Here is a 17,898-nt window from a genome sequence, read left to right as displayed (position 1 = left end):
AATGCGTTACTGGTGTTCATTCTCTACCCGCTTAGAGGTACTGCTAGCGGGTAAGCGTGCGCTAATTTAACTGCGCTCAAAGTGGCGCACAGTTTAACCTTATTAACAGCAACATAACAGTAAGCACAGATTTTGCCTGCTGATAAATCTACGGTTCTGTTGACATATATCAAATTTCATTTTAGCACGTTAACTATTTTGTGATAAACACTTATAGGATTGCCAGTTTACGTCACAATTTAGCACTTTTTATGAACGATTTAGCATAGCAAATGCCAATAATCATAATTGGCGCTACACAGTCGGTAGTACTTTTATAACTTATTGAAATAAAATAATTTACCTTATTTTTACTGGGGTTTTATCTTCCCGCCCGCTTTTTGGACTCACCGATGTTTCCTGCCGAAGGCCGAATTGATGCCGGAAATTTTGTTGATTTATTGTTAATTTTTTACCGTGATGCCCAACAAATTGTCGTTATCAACAAATCGTAGTCATCAATAAATTGTTATCGATTACAGGGCTGTGTTGTTTAGCGAGCAGATGAACGCTTGCCAAAAATGCATGTAACCCATACTGAGGAGTCTATGCAGTTTCATATTATTTTGGTTGAGCCCGCTCGGGCTGAAAATGTAGGGGCGGCAGCTCGTGCGATGAAAACGATGGGATTCAGCAGCTTGCGTATTGTCGGTAGCACAGTACATCAAGAGCCAGCGGCCCGCTGGGTGGCACACGGTTCAGGGGATATTCTGGATAACGTACAGGTGTTTTCCACGTTGGCTGAAGCACTGGCAGATGTCGATTTTACGGTTGCGACCACTGCGCGCAGCCGGGCTAAGTATCACTATTACTGTACGCCAGCGGAACTGACCGACGTATTGCAGGAGAAGGTTCAATGGATGGTCTCTGTGGCGCTGGTGTTTGGTCGTGAAGATGTTGGCCTGACGAATGAGGAACTCGAACTGGCGGATGTGTTGACCGGCGTGCCGATGAAAGCGGATTATCCCTCGCTGAATCTTGGTCAGGCGGTGATGGTGTATTGTTACCAACTGGCTGAATTCATGCAGGTCAAACCGGAAGCGGCACAGCCAGCAGTGGCGGGGCAGTTGTCGGCACTACACGATCGTTTGGATCGGCTACTGGTTAACCTGGCGGTTGAGGACGATGAAAAACTGCGTGACTGGTTGCATCAGCGGCTAGGGCGTTTAGAGCAACGCGATACGGCGATGCTCCACCGGTTGCTACACGACATTGAAAAAAGATTGCCGAAATAAGATAGCAGAGATGGCTTTTTTGGTAGTCGAACATCTTGGACTGCGTATTTTGACAACGGTTTGTCCGGCTTATTCCTGTTTAGGCAGTGGGTTGCGCGGCAGGAATTTTTCGTTCGACGAGAAGAAAAAAAAGAAATCCGTTGACTTCAAAGGGCGATTGGCCTAACTAATAGGGCAGATAACTCTACTTCTAATGAGATTCGATTTTAGCATGCGCACTATCAGCCTAATCACCACGATTATTACCATCACCGATACGACCAGTAACGGTGCGGGCTGACGCATATAAAGATTCCAGAAAAAGCCCGCACCGAACAGTGCGGGCTTTTTTTTTATGGCAGGTTATCCAATAACGCCGTCTGTAAGCGGCATACAAAAAACGCTTCCGGCGTTTGGTTGGCAGAAATTCAGGAGAACAGATAAAAATGCGAGTGTTGAAATTTGGCGGGACTTCAGTAGCGAATGCGGAGCGTTTTGCACGCGTTGCCGACATTATCGAAAACAATGCGCGCCAGGGACAGGTGGCTACCGTATTGTCCGCGCCGGCGAAAATTACCAACCATTTGGTTGCCATGATTGAGAAAACCGTCGCCGGACAAGATATCCTGCCTCATTTGAACGACGCCGAAACGATCTTTTCTTCATTATTGCAAGGGCTTGCAGCATCTCAACCCGGTTTTGACCATGCCCGCCTGAAGGCATTCGTGGATCAGGAATTTGCACAGCTGAAACACGTTCTGCACGGCATCGCGTTGCTGGGCCAGTGCCCTGACAGTGTGAACGCTGCAATCATCTGCCGGGGAGAAAAACTGTCCATCGCCATCATGGAGGCGGTCTTTCAGGCGCGCGGCTATGGGGTCTCTGTTATCAATCCGGTCGAGAAACTGCTGGCGCAGGGACACTATCTTGAATCCACCGTGGATATCACTGAGTCAACTCGTCGAATTGCTGAAAGCGCCATCCCGAAAGATCATGTGATCCTGATGGCGGGCTTTACTGCCGGTAATGACAAAGGCGAACTGGTGGTGCTGGGCCGTAATGGTTCTGACTACTCCGCTGCGGTGTTGGCTGCGTGTTTGCGTGCCGATTGTTGTGAGATTTGGACCGACGTGGACGGCGTTTATACCTGCGATCCGCGTCAGGTGCCGGACGCTCGATTATTGAAATCGATGTCCTATCAGGAGGCGATGGAGCTGTCCTATTTCGGCGCCAAAGTCCTCCACCCTCGCACCATTGCTCCTATCGCTCAGTTCCAAATTCCCTGCCTCATCAAAAACACCGAAAACCCTCAGGCTCCCGGCACGCTCATCGGCATGGACAGCACGGATACTCAGTATCCGGTGAAAGGCATCACCAACCTGAACAACATGGCGATGGTTAACGTATCCGGCCCCGGCATGAAAGGCATGGTCGGCATGGCTGCGCGTGTGTTTGCTGCGATGTCGCGTGCGGGCATCTCTGTTGTTCTGATTACGCAGTCATCCTCCGAATACAGTATCAGCTTCTGCGTATCGCAAAACGAGCTGGCGCGCGCCAGAAAAACGCTGGAAGACGAATTCTATCTGGAACTGAAAGAAGGCGTGCTGGAGCCGCTGGATGTGATGGAGCGTCTGGCGATTATCTCTGTGGTGGGCGATGGCATGCGTACGCTGCGCGGCCTGTCTGCACGTCTGTTCTCGGCATTGGCGACGGCAAATATCAATATTGTGGCTATCGCGCAGGGTTCGTCTGAGCGTTCTATCTCCGTCGTGGTGAATAACGACGTCGCCACCACTGGCGTACGTGTTGCCCACCAGATGCTGTTTAACACCGATCAGGTGATCGACGTGTTTGTTATCGGCGTCGGTGGCGTGGGTGGTGCACTGCTGGAGCAGATCCACCGCCAGCAGCCGTGGCTGAAAGACAAACATATCGACCTGCGCGTGTGTGGTATCGCCAACTCCAAAGCGATGCTGACCAATATTAACGGCATTTCGATGGACAACTGGCATGACGAGCTGGGTAAAGCCCGCGAGCCGTTCAATCTGGGCCGTCTGATCCGTCTGGTTAAAGAATATCATCTACTTAACCCAGTGATCGTTGACTGTACGTCGAATCAGGCTGTAGCCGATCAGTATGTCGATTTCCTGGCCGATGGTTTCCATGTCGTAACGCCAAACAAGAAAGCCAACACGGGGTCGATGAACTATTATCACCAACTGCGCAGTGCCGCAGCGAAATCCCGTCGCCGTTTCCTGTATGACACCAACGTCGGTGCTGGTCTGCCGGTGATTGAGAACCTGCAAAATCTGCTGAATGCGGGTGATGAGCTGATTCGCTTTACCGGTATTCTCTCTGGCTCGCTCTCCTTTATTTTCGGTAAACTCGATGAAGGCATGTCGCTGTCGGAAGCGACCACGCAGGCGAAAGAAAAAGGCTATACCGAACCCGATCCGCGTGACGATCTGTCCGGTATGGATGTGGCACGTAAGTTGCTGATTCTAGCGCGTGAAGCGGGTTATCAGTTGGAGCTGGGCGATATTGAGGTGGAATCCGTTCTGCCTGCCAGCTTTGATGCGTCTGGCGATGTCGCCAGCTTTATGCAGCGCCTGCCGACGGCAGACGATGAGTTTGCCAGCCGTGTTGCACAAGCGCGCGATGAAGGTAAAGTGTTGCGCTATGTCGGCGTGATTGAAGAAGGCCGCTGTAAGGTCAAGATCAGTGCCGTTGGCGGCAACGATCCGCTGTTTAAAGTCAAAGATGGCGAGAATGCGCTGGCATTCTACAGCCGTTATTATCAGCCACTGCCGCTCGTGTTGCGCGGTTATGGCGCGGGTAACGATGTTACCGCTGCTGGTGTGTTCGCAGATCTGCTGCGCACCTTGTCATGGAAGTTGGGAGCATAATTATGGTTAAGGTGTATGCACCTGCATCAATCGGTAACGTCAGCGTCGGGTTTGATGTGCTGGGTGCGGCCGTCTCGCCGGTAGACGGTTCACTGCTGGGGGATTGCGTCTCTGTTGAAGCCGCCGATCTGTTCAGCCTGCGTAATGAAGGGCGTTTTGTTAGCAAGCTGCCGGACAACCCGAAAGAAAACATTGTCTATCAATGTTGGGAACTGTTCTGTCAGGAAATTGGCAAAACCGTGCCAGTGGCGATGACGCTCGAAAAGAATATGCCGATTGGTTCAGGGCTCGGTTCCAGCGCCTGTTCTGTCGTCGCTGGGCTGATGGCGATGAACGAATTTTGCGGTAAACCGCTGGATGATAACCGTCTGCTGACGCTGATGGGTGAGCTGGAAGGGCGCATTTCCGGCAGCGTTCACTACGATAACGTTGCCCCGTGTTTTCTCGGTGGTGTCCAACTGATGCTGGAAGAAAACGGCATCATCAGCCAGCCTGTACCGTCGTTTGATGACTGGCTGTGGGTCATGGCGTATCCGGGGATTAAAGTCTCCACTGCTGAAGCGCGCGCGATTCTGCCTGCGCAATATCGTCGTCAGGATTGCATCAGCCACGGTCGTTATCTGGCCGGTTTTATCCACGCTTGCCATACCGGACAGGCTGAGCTGGCGGCGAAACTGATGAAGGATGTCATCGCGGAACCTTATCGGACGAAACTGCTGCCCGGCTTTGCTGCCGCTCGCCAGGCTGCTGAAGATATCGGGGCGCTGGCCTGCGGTATTTCCGGCTCTGGCCCAACGTTATTTTCCGTCTGCAACGACATGGCGAGCGCACAGCGCCTGGCCGACTGGCTGCGGGATAACTATTTGCAGAACGATGAAGGTTTTGTTCATATTTGCCGTCTTGATACGACTGGCGCACGACAACTGGGATAACGCATGAAACTGTACAACCTTAAAGATCATAACGAGCAGGTGAGTTTTGCTCAGGCTATCAAGCAAGGGCTGGGCAGCCAGCAAGGGCTGTTCTTCCCGCTGGAACTGCCGGAATTTGAGCGCACCGAAATTGATGCCCTGCTGGATCTGGATTTTGTCACCCGCAGCAGCCGCATTCTGTCCGCCTATATCGGCGATGAAATTGCGACCGAAACGGTGTTTGAGCGTGTGAAAGCGGCCTTTGCATTCCCGGCTCCGGTTGCGCCAGTTGCGGAAGATATCGCTGCACTGGAGCTGTTCCACGGTCCAACGCTGGCCTTTAAAGACTTCGGCGGCCGCTTTATGGCGCAAATGCTGACGGAAGTCTCTGGCGACGAGAAAATTACCATTCTGACGGCGACCTCTGGCGACACCGGTGCCGCTGTGGCGCACGCCTTTTACGGTCTGGAAAATGTTCGTGTCGTGATTTTGTATCCGCAGGGCAAGATCAGCCCGTTGCAGGAAAAACTGTTCTGTACGCTGGGCGGCAACATTCACACCATCGCTATCGACAGCGATTTCGATGCCTGCCAGGCGTTGGTGAAAAAGGCGTTTGATGATGAAGAACTGAAAAAGGCGATTGGCCTGAACTCTGCAAACTCCATCAATATCAGCCGTCTACTGGCGCAAATTTGCTACTACTTTGAAGCCGTTGCACAGCTGCCGCAGGAAGCCCGTAACCAACTGGTGGTTTCTGTACCGAGCGGTAACTTTGGCGATCTGACCGCCGGCCTGCTGGCAAAATCGCTGGGTCTGCCGATTAAGCGCTTCATCGCGGCGACTAACGCCAATGACACGGTGCCACGCTTCCTGAGCAATGGTAACTGGGAACCGCATAAAACGGTGGCAACGTTATCCAACGCGATGGATGTTAGCCAGCCGAACAACTGGCCGCGTGTGGAAGAGCTGTTCCGCCGTAAGAACTGGCAGTTGAAAACGCTGGGCTTTGGCGCGGTGAGTGATGAGACTACGAAAGAAACTATGCATGAGCTGGATGCCTTAGGCTATCTCTCTGAGCCGCACGCTGCGATTGCTTACCGTCTGCTGCGCGATCAGCTGCAAGCCGGTGAATTCGGTCTGTTCCTGGGTACGGCGCACCCAGCGAAATTCAAGGAAAGCGTAGAAGACATTCTGGGCAAAGAACTGGATCTGCCTGAAGCGCTGGCTGAGCGTGCCGATCTGGATTTGCTGTCGCACAACTTCCCGGATGATTTCGCGAAGCTGCGTGAGTTCCTGATGTCACTGCCGGAATAAATCGATTGAAAGGGCGGAATACTCCGCCCTGTTTCCCTTCTCTTGTTTACTGTTCGTGACGCTTAAACACCAGCTCGTCACTCGAAGAGTCCGCTGCCTCGAAGAAGTAACCTTCCAGATTAAACGCTTTCAACTGCTCCGGCTGCGTCAGACGGTTTTGAATAATGAAACGACTCATCAGGCCGCGCGCTTTCTTGGCGTAGAAACTGATTACCTTGAACTTACCGTTTTTCTCATCCAAGAAGACGGGTTTGATCAGACGGGCATTAAGCTTTTTCGGTTTAACGGCTTTGAAATATTCATCCGATGCCAGATTAACCAGCACATCATCGCCTTGATCGCGCAGCGCCTGATTCAGCTTTTCAGTAATGGTGTCGCCCCAGAAACGGTAGAGGTCTTTACCGACTTTGTTTTCCAGCTTGGTGCCCATTTCCAGCCGATACGGCTGCATCAAATCCAGCGGGCGCAACACGCCATACAGGCCTGACAGCATACGCAGATGCTGCTGGGCGAAATCGAAGTCATCCTCGCTGAAATCTTCTGCGGCCAATCCGGTATAGACATCGCCCTTAAACGCCAGCAGCGCCTGACGCGCGTTTTCTGGTGTGAAATCCGGCTGCCAATCGCTAAAGCGGCCTGCGTTCAGGTCAGCCAGTTTATCGCTGATGCTCATCAAAGAACCGATCTGTGCTGGCGTCAGTTTTTTACACACATCAATCAACTGGCTGGAATAGTCCAGAAGTTCCGGCTGCGTATAACGCGTCGTTGCCAAAGGACTGGTGTAGTCGAGCGTTTTTGCGGGTGAAATAGTAATAAGCATGCGCCATGTCCTGTCGGTCTGATTTCTGATGGCTCTACTATAGCAAGAACGTCGGAAGAAAACGGCGATAGCTATAATACGTCTCGTCTTTCTCGTTCCAGCGCGTTCGGAAAGGGGAAAATATGGCCTCTTATCGGCGTGTAACAGCCGTTGCAGGGGCGAGTGGGAAAAGGCTGGCTTGCACGGGAAAGTGCGCGTGTTATTATCAGATTTCGGCGCAAAATAGACGGCCACCAGATTAGATAACAAGTCGATTCATATACGAGCTATTTTCATTCACGAGCACCACGTATAAACAACGAGACATGCCAACATGACGGATAAACTGACTTCCCTACGCCAACTGACCACGGTTGTAGCTGATACCGGCGATATTGCGGCAATGAAACTGTACCAACCGCAAGATGCGACCACCAATCCTTCACTGATTCTGAACGCTGCGCAAATTCCTGAATACCGCAAGCTGATCGACGAGGCAATTGCCTGGGCGCGTGAGCAGAGCAGCGATCGTAAACAGCAGGTCGTGGATGCCACGGATAAACTGGCGGTCAATATCGGTCTCGAAATTTTAAAATTGATCCCTGGCCGCATCTCCACAGAAGTGGATGCGCGTTTGTCTTATGACACCGAAGCCAGCGTGGCGAAGGCAAAACACCTGATCAAGCTGTACAACGACGCAGGCATCAGCAACGAGCGTATCCTGATTAAACTGGCTTCAACCTGGCAGGGCATCCGCGCGGCGGAGCAGCTGGAAAAAGAAGGCATCAACTGTAACCTGACACTGCTGTTCTCCTTTGCACAGGCGCGCGCTTGTGCTGAAGCGGGCGTGTTCCTGATTTCCCCGTTCGTTGGCCGTATTCTTGACTGGTACAAAGCCAATGGCGATAAGAAAGAATTCGCGCCGCATGAAGATCCGGGCGTGGTTTCTGTTAGCGAAATCTACGACTACTACAAAGAGCACGGCTATGAAACCGTCGTGATGGGCGCGAGCTTCCGTAACGTCGGTGAGATTCTGGAACTGGCCGGGTGTGATCGTCTGACGATTGCACCAGCCCTGCTGAAAGAGCTGTCAGAAAGCGAAGGTGAAGTGGTTCGCAAGCTGTCTTACGTCGGTGACGTGAAAGTTCGTCCGGCGAAAATGACGGAAGCTGAGTTCTACTGGCAGCACAACCAGGATCCAATGGCGGTTGATAAACTGGCCGACGGGATCCGTAAGTTTGCTATCGACCAGGAAAAACTGGAAAAGATGATCGCAGATTTACTCTAAGCATTCTGCTGATGAAAATAGCCGGGATTCCCGGCTATTTTTTTGTCTGCGATTTGGCATTGTGGCGGGAATAGGCCTATTTCGCCGTCGCGTTACGGGTTTTCTTCGCGATATAAAGATTATCATCGGCACGCTTCATGACCTCGCTAAGATCTTCCCCAGCGATATAGTATTCAACCAGCCCAATACTGACCGTCAGCCTGATTTTCCCCGCGGCGGTTTCACAAGGTGTTTCACTAACGCGCTCTCTTGCTTTGTCCACGATGGTGTACGCATCGTCTAATCCGGTATTCGGTAATACGATCGCGAATTCATCGCCGCCAATCCGGCCAAAAATATCTTCGCGGCGAAATGATTTCTTGAAGGTGTCAGCGACAAACTTTAATGCATCATCCCCGACACTATGCCCAAAGCTATCATTCACCTGCTTAAAGTAGTCAATGTCGATCAGAATGACGCTAACGGGACGCTTGGTCAGGTTGGCGATACTAAAGGCTTTATTGGCGGCCAGAAAGAACGCGTCTCGCCGTAAATAACCGGTGAGATCGTCATACCGCGCGATGATGGGTAATTCCACTAAATATTTTTTCGTCAGCACTGACAGCAGGCTACCTAAAATAGCGAAGAGCAGCACGCTGCCAGTAATAACCAGAAGTGAGGATAAGGAGAACAGCGTCTGGATAAATGATGGCGGTGGGTTTTCTGACGTCGTTCTTATCCAGATACCCAGTAACTCATCGGTTGGCGACAGAATAGGGAAAATAATTGTCAGCGTGTTTTTACCTGCATAGTCCCCGATCGAGGGCAGTTTATTTTGGCAGGTGCGAATGACGGCCATATCGTTGAAGTTGAGATCGGAAGAGGAAAGCTTGTTTATGCATTCGCTACGTGAATCCCGCGTGTTAAAGGCAAATGTTCTGGTACGTGACAATAAATAAGTACCGGAGTGCCGAATCATATCGCTTTCTGTTACTTCACCGCTGTTGGTGTAGGAACCGTAGGTTTTTATCGCGGTATCGAGGTTTATCCGTTCTGTTTTCCAGGTCGATTTGTTGGCTTCATGCATAATAATGATGGTGAAGATAAAGGAAATCGCTCCGAACAGAAGAAAGGCGTATGTCGGATGGGCAAAAAGTTTAAGTATCTTATACTTAAGATCGTTCATGGCGACTTCCTTGATAGGGCTTTTTTACTTATTGTGGTACTAAAGAAGTACTTTAATTTTATCATATTATTTGATTTAACGTGATGTTCTGTCGTGGTAGGTATCATCCTTTTTCTCTTTAATCTATTGGCTTATTTCATCTGCTCTTAATAGGTAAGCGATCTTTTTTATTCGCCAACTATTCTGCAATTTTAATTGCATAGCGTTATTATTAATTTCAGTAATTCGTTGGTTTTTTTGAGACGCTATTTAATAATTATTATCAAATGTCATGCCGCACTCGGCGTGAAATAACGAACAGCGTGCGAATTTCCTCATGAGAGCTAATTGTTTGCTAAAAACTGTTAATATCCTGATAAAATTGGTGTTTTGTTTAAACTGAGGTGCTTATGAACGTATTGCGTATTGGTTTGGTTTCCGTATCCGATCGCGCTTCCAGCGGAATTTATCAGGATAGAGGCATCCCAGAACTGGAATCCTGGCTCCGTAGTGCCCTGACGACGCCTTTTGAAGTGGAAACTCGGCTGGTGCCGGATGAACAGCCGATGATTGAACAAACGCTGTGTGAGTTGGTGGATGAACGCGGCTGTCATTTGGTGCTGACGACGGGAGGCACGGGGCCTGCACGTCGCGATGTTACGCCAGATGCCACGCTGGCCGTTGCAGATCGAGAAATGCCTGGGTTTGGTGAGCAAATGCGGCAAATTAGCCTGCGCTTTGTTCCTACCGCGATCCTCTCCCGTCAGGTGGGTGTGCTGCGTAAACAGGCGCTGATTCTTAATCTGCCGGGACAGCCCAAGTCGATTAAGGAAACGCTGGAAGGCTTAAAAGATGCCGACGGCAAGGTGGTTGTGGCCGGTATTTTTGCCAGCGTACCGTATTGTATCCAACTGCTGGAAGGCCCTTACATCGAAACGAATGCGGATGTAGTAGCAGCTTTTCGCCCTAAAAATGCCGTGCGCGAAATAAAAGACTGAAGTTAGCCGATTTGAAACATAAGATTCAGCTTTGCTGGTGTATAAAAATTTTGCCGCTATAGTAATTTATACTTTACACACTGCGGTGACGTTCTTCTTTTCTCACTCTGGCAATGCACGGTAACTTATGACTCAGGATCAACACGCCCATCCTCGCCGGTTGAACCGGCAGGACTACAAAACGCTGTCTCTGGCTGCGCTGGGTGGCGCGTTAGAGTTTTACGATTTTATTATTTTCGTCTTCTTTGCCGCCGTGATTGGCGATCTCTTCTTCCCGCCGGACATTCCTGAATGGCTACGGCAGGTTCAGACGTTCGGTATTTTTGCCGCAGGCTATCTGGCTCGTCCGCTTGGGGGCATCATCATGGCCCACTTTGGCGATAAGAGCGGACGCAAGAAAATGTTCAGCCTGAGCATATTGCTGATGGCGCTGCCGACGCTGGCAATGGGCCTGTTGCCGACCTATGAAGCCATTGGTATTGCGGCACCGCTTTTACTGCTATTGATGCGTGTGTTGCAAGGAGCCGCAATCGGTGGGGAAGTCCCTGGTGCGTGGGTCTTCGTTGCAGAACATGTGCCGCGCGCTCGTATTGGCTTTGCCTGCGGTACGCTGACTGCCGGCTTGACGATGGGGATTTTGCTAGGCTCGCTGATCGCAACGTTGCTGAACACGGTGCTGACGCCAGAACAGATGTCTGGCGGCGGCTGGCGTCTGCCGTTCTTCATTGGTGGGGTATTCGGCCTTATCGCCATGTATCTGCGCCGCTGGTTGCAGGAAACCCCCATTTTTATGGAAATGCGTGAGCAGAAAAAGCTGGCAGAAGAGCTGCCGCTGAAATCTGTCGTCTTAAATCATAAACGTGCGGTTGTGGTTTCAATGCTGCTGACCTGGCTGCTGTCTGCGTGCATCGTCGTCGTGATTCTGATGGCTCCGACCTACCTGCAAAAAGTCCACGGCATTTCTGCTGCGCTGGCATTGCAGGCGAACTGTCTGGCAACGATTGCGCTGATGGTGGGTTGCGTCGGTGCGGGGCTGTTGGTTGACCGCTTCGGTGCCAGCAAGCTGTTTATTGTGGGTAGCCTGTCGCTAGCTGCCTGTAGCTGGTTCTTTTATAGCTCGGCAGCAAGCAGTACGACGCTGCTCTTTGTCAGCTATGCGATTGTCGGGCTTAGCGTGGGTGTGGTGGGCGGCGTGCCTTATGTCATGGTGCGAGCGTTTCCGGCTGCGGTGCGGTTCTCCGGGATTTCTTTTTCCTACAACGTATCCTATGCCATTTTCGGTGGCCTGACGCCTGTCTTCGTGACGCTGATTATGAAGGCGACGCCGATGGCACCGGCATTCTATGTTCTGACGCTGGCCGCGGTGGGATTGCTGTTGGGTATTTATTTGCAGCGCGATCTGGATGCTGACTCGCAGGTTTCGGCCGATAGCGAGGCGCGCGATCGTTCGCCCGTCGAAGCTTAAGCACGCTTTTCTCAAAAAATAGCGCGTCATCAAAAACAAACGAGCCCTGTCAATCTAACAGGGCTCGTTTGCATGTAACGCAGGATTGTCGGTACGGGTATGGCGTCAGAACTTAGTGAGACGCGCCACATGAACCAATTGGCAGTACGGTACGGCCAAACTTCTCGTTCAGCACTTCAGCCATTGCCAGATAAATCGCGCTAGCGCCACAGATGATACCTTCGTAACCCGCGAAGGTCAGCAGGGCGTGGTTGCCGGTAAAGTTACCCACAGCCAGCAGAGCAAACAGCACGGTCAGGCTGCCGAAGACAAATTGCAGTGCGCGGTTGGTACCGAAGGTGCCGAAGAACATAAACAGTGTGAAGACGCCCCACAGGCCAAGGAATACGCCAAGGAACTGAGCGTCGCTGGCTTCCGCCAGACCCATTTTTGGCAGCATGAGAATGGCAACCAGCGTCAGCCAGAATGCGCCATAAGACGTAAACGCCGTCACGCCAAACGTATTCCCTTTTTTATATTCCAGCAGGCCAGCCAGAATTTGGGCAATACCGCCGTAGAAGATACCCATGCTGAGAATGATGGAAGAAAGTGGGAAAAAGCCTGCGTTGTGCAGGTTCAACAGAATAGTGGTCATCCCGAAGCCCATCAGTCCTAATGGACCAGGATTTGCCAACGTGTTCGTGCTCATAAATCCTCTGCAATAACAGATTATTAATAGTCCCTTCGCGTCGGGCGCGGCATTAAGGTTAGCGAATGCGCCAATCACGTTGGGATAGGTGTCGTTTAGGTGTTATTGCCCGCCATTGTGTAGGGAAATGTTCCCATTTCTGCGGCGGGCGCGGCATCATATCGGGCGTTTGGAACGGACACAACATAGGGAAGGCAGAATAGTTTGATCGTACGAGGGATAAAGGTCATTTTTTTTCATCTTCCCCCCTTGATGATAGAAATGTTGGCCCCATCTTATTTCCAACCGAAACAGTTTGACCTGCCGCAAAGGCGTGTGTCGGGCCGTTACATCGGTGGTTAGCATGAGAATGAAACGTGTGCTGCTGATGAAAAACGAGGGTGTGTTGTTAGAAAACGAGAAATCTTGTTGAAAAACGGCATTTCGCCCGCACAGTAGGTTTAACCACCATACCGAATATGACTTTTTAGTGGAGATGTTTAGATGGGTAAGATTATTGGTATCGACCTGGGTACAACCAACTCTTGTGTCGCGATTATTGACGGTACTCAGGTAAAAGTACTGGAAAATAGCGAAGGCGATCGCACCACGCCTTCAATCATTGCTTATACGCAAGATGGTGAAACTCTGGTTGGCCAACCGGCTAAACGTCAGGCAGTGACCAACCCGAAAAATACACTGTTTGCTATCAAGCGTCTGATTGGCCGCCGTTTCAAAGACGAAGAAGTTCAGCGCGATGCCAACATCATGCCGTACAAAATCATCGCGGCAGATAATGGCGATGCATGGCTGGAAGTGAAAGATCAGAAAATGGCTCCGCCGCAGATTTCAGCTGAAGTGCTGAAAAAAATGAAAAAAACGGCGGAAGACTATCTGGGTGAGACCATCACCGAAGCGGTTATCACCGTACCCGCTTACTTCAACGATGCACAGCGTCAGGCAACGAAAGATGCCGGCCGTATCGCGGGTCTGGAAGTCAAACGTATCATTAACGAACCAACAGCCGCTGCGCTGGCCTACGGTCTGGATAAAGAAGTTGGCAACCGCACCATCGCGGTTTACGACCTGGGCGGCGGGACGTTCGATATTTCCATTATCGAAATCGATGAAGTTGATGGCGAGAAAACCTTCGAAGTGCTGGCAACCAACGGTGACACTCACCTGGGTGGTGAAGACTTCGATAGCCGCATGATCAACTATCTGGTTGACGAATTTAAGAAAGAGCAAGGTTTCGACCTGCGCAATGATCCGCTGGCAATGCAGCGTCTGAAAGAAGCCGCAGAAAAAGCCAAGATCGAGCTGTCTTCTGCACAGCAGACTGACGTTAACCTGCCGTACATCACGGCGGATGCGACCGGTCCTAAGCACCTGAACATCAAAGTGACGCGTGCAAAACTGGAATCACTGGTAGAAGAGCTGGTGAACCGTTCTCTGGAGCCGCTGAAAGTGGCATTGCAGGATGCTGGCCTGTCCGTTTCTGAAATTCAGGACGTGATTCTGGTTGGTGGTCAGACGCGTATGCCTCTGGTGCAGAAGAAAGTCGCTGACTTCTTCGGTAAAGAGCCACGTAAAGACGTGAACCCAGACGAAGCGGTTGCCATCGGTGCTGCGGTTCAGGGCGGTGTCTTGTCTGGTGATGTGAAAGACGTTCTGCTGCTGGACGTAAGCCCGCTGTCTCTGGGTATCGAAACCATGGGCGGCGTGATGACGGCGCTGATCGCTAAAAACACCACGATCCCGACGAAACACAGCCAAGTGTTCTCAACGGCGGAAGACAACCAGTCTGCGGTAACGATCCATGTTCTGCAGGGTGAGCGTAAGCGTGCGCATGACAACAAATCTCTGGGTCAGTTTAACCTGGATGGTATTCAGGCTGCGCCGCGCGGTATGCCACAGATCGAAGTTACCTTCGACATCGACGCCGACGGTATCCTGCACGTTTCTGCAAAAGACAAAAACAGCGGTCGCGAGCAGAAAATCACCATCAAGGCATCTTCTGGTCTGAACGAAGAAGAAATTCAGAAAATGGTACGCGACGCAGAAGCGAACGCAGAATCTGACCGTAAGTTTGAAGAACTGGTTCAGGCTCGTAACCAAGGCGATCACCTGCTGCACAGCACGCGTAAGCAGCTGGAAGAAGTGGGCGACAAACTGGCCGCTGATGATAAAACTGCCATTGATGACGCACTGAAAGCGCTGGAAAGCGCGCTGAAAGGCGAAGACAAAGCAGAAATCGAAGCGAAGATTCAGGCGCTGGTTCAGGTTTCTGGCAAGCTGCTGGAAGCGTCTCAGCCACAGCCAGGTGCTGAAGGTGGCGCTGATGATGCCTCTGCTCGTCGCGACGACGATGTCGTTGATGCTGAATTTGAAGAAGTAAAAGATAAAAAGTAATCGCCCTTGAGCGGGCGCAGTAGCAGCCACAAGGCTATTGCTGGCAATCAGCACGGGCGTCGAGGAAACTCTGCGCCCGTGCACGCATGTTGAGGGGCAGGAAAAGAAATGGCGAAGCAAGATTATTACGAAAGCCTGGGCGTTGCTAAAAACGCGGATGAGCGCGAAATAAAGAAAGCGTACAAGCGTCTGGCGATGAAGTACCACCCGGATCGTAATCAGGGTGATAGCGCGGCAGAAGCCAAGTTTAAAGAGATCAAAGAAGCCTACGAGATCCTTACCGACTCGCAAAAACGCGCAGCCTACGATCAGTATGGCCATGCGGCGTTTGAGCAAGGTGGTATGGGCGGAGGCGGCGGTGGCTTTGGCGGCGGCGGTGCTGATTTTGGTGATATTTTTGGCGACGTGTTCGGAGACATCTTTGGCGGTGGTCGCCGTCAGCGCGCGAGCCGTGGATCCGATTTACGCTACAACATGGAGTTGACGCTGGAAGAAGCTGTACGTGGCGTCACCAAAGAGATCCGTATTCCCGCACTGGAAGAGTGTGATGTCTGCCATGGCAACGGTTCGAAGCCGGGTAGTTCCCCGACCACCTGTCCGACCTGTCATGGTAATGGTCAGGTGCAGATGCGTCAGGGCTTCTTTACCGTGCAGCAGGCATGTCCGCACTGTCATGGGCGCGGCAAGATCATTAAAGATCCGTGCGTCAAATGTCACGGTCATGGTCGCGTAGAGAAGAGCAAAACGCTGTCGGTGAAAATTCCGGCGGGTGTGGACACTGGCGACCGTATCCGTTTGTCTGGTGAAGGCGAAGCGGGCGAGCACGGTGCACCGTCAGGTGATTTGTACGTTCAGGTGCAGGTTAAAGCGCACCCGATCTTCCAGCGTGAAGAAAACAATCTGTACTGCGAAGTGCCGATCAACTTTGCGATGGCAGCATTAGGCGGCGAGATTGAAGTCCCGACGCTGGATGGCCGCGTGAAGCTGAAAGTGCCTGCGGAAACGCAAACCGGGAAACTGTTCCGTATGCGTGGCAAAGGCGTGAAATCGGTACGTGGCGGTGCGCAGGGCGATCTGTTGTGCCGTGTGGTTGTAGAAACGCCGGTTAATTTGAACGAACGTCAAAGACAACTGCTGCAAGAGCTTGATGAGAGCTTCGGTGGCCCGTCTGGTGAGAGAAATAGCCCACGCTCGAAAAACTTTTTTGATGGCGTGAAGAAATTTTTCGATGATTTGACCCGTTAATGGTTTGTCGTTAACACGTGATAAGAAACCGGTGGGGTAAACCTGCCGGTTTTTTTATGACGGACATCCTTGTCCGTCACCTTGCGGCGGTTGCTTCGCAACGTTGAAAAACGCTCCCGACGTTTTTTTATTCCTATACTCTAGTAGCCTCAATTCAATAGATCGTTTTTTACGATGATTAAGCCAGTTTTAATCTGCTTTTAACGAGTGGTTAGATCACGTAATCTTGCCAGCAAGAAAGCGAGCGCACGGTACTGGCGTTCGTGCCTGATGGGAGATTAAGTCAATGATAACAATGATTCGTCGCTTTATTCGATTGGATGCCGCCGCGGGTGTGATGCTAATGATGGCAACGGTTTTGGCGATCGCGTTTGCCAACTTGTCTGTGACTGCTGCTGGCTATCAACAATTCCTGATGATGCCGGTGGAAATGCGGTTTGGCGCACTGGAAATCAATAAGAATCTGCTGCTGTGGATTAACGATGGCCTGATGGCGATTTTCTTCCTGCTGATTGGTCTGGAAGTGAAACGCGAGCTCATCGAAGGCTCGTTAGCCAGCCGCCAACAGGCGATGCTGCCACTGGCGGCTGCGGTAGGCGGAATGATTTTTCCTGCTTTGCTCTTTCTGCTTTTCAACGCCAATGATGAGGTGACGCGCGCTGGCTGGGCGATTCCTGCGGCGACAGATATCGCGTTCGCCATTGGTGTGCTGACGCTATTGGGCAAACGTGTTCCTGCTGGGCTGAAAGTCTTCCTGCTGGCGCTGGCGATCATTGACGATCTGGGGGCGATCCTGATCATTGCCCTGTTTTATACGCAGCAGATCTTTTGGCCTGCGCTGGGCGGGGCGGTGCTGGCGATTGCGGCACTGGCCTATATGAACAGGCAGCAGGTTGGTAAAACTTCCGCCTATTTGCTGGTGGGGATCGTCTTGTGGGTCTGCATTCTGAAATGTGGCGTTCATGCGACGTTAGCTGGGGTGATTGTCGGATTCTTTATTCCTTTACGTACGTCCAACGGGGAATCTTCTCCGGCAATCACGTTGGAACATGGCTTACAAACGTGGGTCGCGTTTCTGATTATTCCACTGTTTGCCTTCGCGAACGCAGGCATTGTGCTACAGGGGATTGTGCTGGAAAAACTGTTTTCCCCTTTGAGCCTTGGCATTGCCGCTGGGTTGCTGATTGGTAAACCGCTGGGCATTACCTTGTTCAGTTGGCTAACCATCCGGCTGGGCTACGCTCGTCTGCCTGCTGGCGTCTGCTTTAGCCAGATCGTAGCGGTGTCAGTGCTATGTGGTATCGGTTTTACCATGTCGATATTCATTACGCTGCTGGCGTTCTCTGGCGGCGATGCGGAATTGATTACCTATGCCAAGCTGGGAATCTTACTGGCGTCAGGGCTAGCGGCGCTGCTTGGCTATCTGGCGCTCCGCGGGGTGTTGCCTACGCTGGACAAGGCGATTCAGCCGTGTAAGGGTTGATGGTATGCCGGAG

At 51.6% G+C, this 17,898-nt stretch carries 14 protein-coding genes and 1 other annotated feature; of the genes, 11 read left to right on the top strand and 3 right to left on the bottom strand.

The window, feature by feature from the left end:
- Nucleotides 1–587: 587 nt before the first annotated feature.
- The 5 genes from EO763_RS19155 (at nt 588) to thrC (ending at nt 6,384) form a co-directional block, all read left to right on the top strand.
- Nucleotides 588–1,274 (top strand): tRNA/rRNA methyltransferase, encoded by a 687-nt coding sequence (locus tag EO763_RS19155; protein WP_161529907.1) that lies wholly within the window; start codon nt 588–590, stop codon nt 1,272–1,274.
- A 193-nt stretch (nt 1,275–1,467) separates the two neighbouring features.
- Nucleotides 1,468–1,554, top strand: coding sequence for a thr operon leader peptide (gene thrL / locus EO763_RS23985; protein WP_071531141.1), 87 nt, complete (start codon nt 1,468–1,470; stop codon nt 1,552–1,554).
- Nucleotides 1,493–1,608 (top strand) — a sequence feature (Thr leader region). (Overlaps the previous gene by 62 nt.)
- A 91-nt stretch (nt 1,609–1,699) precedes the next feature.
- Entirely contained in the window at nt 1,700–4,159 is a 2,460-nt protein-coding gene (gene thrA / locus EO763_RS19145) for a bifunctional aspartate kinase/homoserine dehydrogenase I (RefSeq protein ID WP_161529906.1), read from the top strand.
- Between the two features lie 2 nt (nt 4,160–4,161).
- On the top strand, nt 4,162–5,091 hold the full coding sequence (thrB, locus tag EO763_RS19140; RefSeq protein ID WP_137740103.1) for a homoserine kinase: 930 nt from the start codon (nt 4,162–4,164) through the stop codon (nt 5,089–5,091).
- 3 nt (nt 5,092–5,094) lie between these two features.
- The gene (gene thrC, locus EO763_RS19135) at nt 5,095–6,384 is read left to right on the top strand and encodes a threonine synthase (protein WP_010300498.1); all 1,290 of its coding nucleotides are present in this window, start codon (nt 5,095–5,097) and stop codon (nt 6,382–6,384) included.
- Nucleotides 6,385–6,430: 46 nt separating this feature from the next.
- Here thrC and yaaA read toward each other — a convergent pair whose 3' ends face one another.
- Entirely contained in the window at nt 6,431–7,204 is a 774-nt protein-coding gene (gene yaaA / locus EO763_RS19130; protein ID WP_161529905.1) for a peroxide stress protein YaaA, read from the bottom strand.
- A gap of 313 nt (nt 7,205–7,517) precedes the next feature.
- Between yaaA and tal the strand changes: the two genes are divergently transcribed.
- Nucleotides 7,518–8,471 (top strand): transaldolase, encoded by a 954-nt coding sequence (gene tal, locus EO763_RS19125; RefSeq protein ID WP_161529904.1) that lies wholly within the window; start codon nt 7,518–7,520, stop codon nt 8,469–8,471.
- A 76-nt stretch (nt 8,472–8,547) separates the two neighbouring features.
- Here the strand turns inward: tal and EO763_RS19120 are convergent, their stop codons facing one another.
- Nucleotides 8,548–9,636, bottom strand: coding sequence for a GGDEF domain-containing protein (locus tag EO763_RS19120; protein ID WP_161529903.1), 1,089 nt, complete (start codon nt 9,634–9,636; stop codon nt 8,548–8,550).
- Nucleotides 9,637–10,025: 389 nt separating this feature from the next.
- On the opposite strand from EO763_RS19120, the gene mog reads away from it, so the two are divergent.
- On the top strand, nt 10,026–10,613 hold the full coding sequence (mog, locus tag EO763_RS19115; protein WP_039490700.1) for a molybdopterin adenylyltransferase: 588 nt from the start codon (nt 10,026–10,028) through the stop codon (nt 10,611–10,613).
- A 127-nt stretch (nt 10,614–10,740) separates the two neighbouring features.
- Nucleotides 10,741–12,078, top strand: coding sequence for an MFS transporter (locus EO763_RS19110; RefSeq protein WP_039490701.1), 1,338 nt, complete (start codon nt 10,741–10,743; stop codon nt 12,076–12,078).
- Between the two features lie 112 nt (nt 12,079–12,190).
- Here EO763_RS19110 and satP read toward each other — a convergent pair whose 3' ends face one another.
- Nucleotides 12,191–12,766 carry an acetate uptake transporter gene (gene satP, locus EO763_RS19105; protein WP_010300482.1) on the bottom strand — a complete coding sequence of 192 codons (576 nt, stop codon included), beginning with the start codon at nt 12,764–12,766 and terminating at the stop codon, nt 12,191–12,193.
- Nucleotides 12,767–13,249: 483 nt separating this feature from the next.
- Here satP and dnaK point away from each other — a divergent pair, with 483 nt between their 5' ends.
- From dnaK to nhaA, 3 genes are all read left to right on the top strand, one after another.
- Nucleotides 13,250–15,157 carry a molecular chaperone DnaK gene (gene dnaK / locus EO763_RS19100; protein ID WP_107333481.1) on the top strand — a complete coding sequence of 636 codons (1,908 nt, stop codon included), beginning with the start codon at nt 13,250–13,252 and terminating at the stop codon, nt 15,155–15,157.
- Nucleotides 15,158–15,265: 108 nt separating this feature from the next.
- Nucleotides 15,266–16,402, top strand: coding sequence for a molecular chaperone DnaJ (dnaJ, locus tag EO763_RS19095; protein ID WP_161529902.1), 1,137 nt, complete (start codon nt 15,266–15,268; stop codon nt 16,400–16,402).
- Between the two features lie 286 nt (nt 16,403–16,688).
- Nucleotides 16,689–17,885 carry a Na+/H+ antiporter NhaA gene (nhaA, locus tag EO763_RS19090; RefSeq protein WP_161529901.1) on the top strand — a complete coding sequence of 399 codons (1,197 nt, stop codon included), beginning with the start codon at nt 16,689–16,691 and terminating at the stop codon, nt 17,883–17,885.
- Nucleotides 17,886–17,898 lie beyond the last annotated feature (13 nt).

It is taken from the genome of Pectobacterium odoriferum, assembly GCF_009931295.1.
Taxonomy (GTDB): domain Bacteria; phylum Pseudomonadota; class Gammaproteobacteria; order Enterobacterales; family Enterobacteriaceae; genus Pectobacterium; species Pectobacterium odoriferum.
Note: the sequence above shows the minus strand (reverse complement) of the source record. Positions and strands in the feature narration are given on the sequence as shown.

Coding starts and splice junctions, on each gene's coding strand:
- thrC (WP_010300498.1), top strand. CDS start 5,095: ATGAAACTGTACAACCTTAAAGATCATAACGAGCAGGTGAGTTTTGCT.
- mog (WP_039490700.1), top strand. CDS start 10,026: ATGAACGTATTGCGTATTGGTTTGGTTTCCGTATCCGATCGCGCTTCC.
- satP (WP_010300482.1), bottom strand. CDS start 12,766: ATGAGCACGAACACGTTGGCAAATCCTGGTCCATTAGGACTGATGGGC.
- dnaK (WP_107333481.1), top strand. CDS start 13,250: ATGGGTAAGATTATTGGTATCGACCTGGGTACAACCAACTCTTGTGTC.
- thrA (WP_161529906.1), top strand. CDS start 1,700: ATGCGAGTGTTGAAATTTGGCGGGACTTCAGTAGCGAATGCGGAGCGT.
- thrB (WP_137740103.1), top strand. CDS start 4,162: ATGGTTAAGGTGTATGCACCTGCATCAATCGGTAACGTCAGCGTCGGG.
- nhaA (WP_161529901.1), top strand. CDS start 16,689: ATGATAACAATGATTCGTCGCTTTATTCGATTGGATGCCGCCGCGGGT.
- tal (WP_161529904.1), top strand. CDS start 7,518: ATGACGGATAAACTGACTTCCCTACGCCAACTGACCACGGTTGTAGCT.
- EO763_RS19110 (WP_039490701.1), top strand. CDS start 10,741: ATGACTCAGGATCAACACGCCCATCCTCGCCGGTTGAACCGGCAGGAC.
- thrL (WP_071531141.1), top strand. CDS start 1,468: ATGAGATTCGATTTTAGCATGCGCACTATCAGCCTAATCACCACGATT.
- yaaA (WP_161529905.1), bottom strand. CDS start 7,204: ATGCTTATTACTATTTCACCCGCAAAAACGCTCGACTACACCAGTCCT.
- EO763_RS19120 (WP_161529903.1), bottom strand. CDS start 9,636: ATGAACGATCTTAAGTATAAGATACTTAAACTTTTTGCCCATCCGACA.
- EO763_RS19155 (WP_161529907.1), top strand. CDS start 588: ATGCAGTTTCATATTATTTTGGTTGAGCCCGCTCGGGCTGAAAATGTA.
- dnaJ (WP_161529902.1), top strand. CDS start 15,266: ATGGCGAAGCAAGATTATTACGAAAGCCTGGGCGTTGCTAAAAACGCG.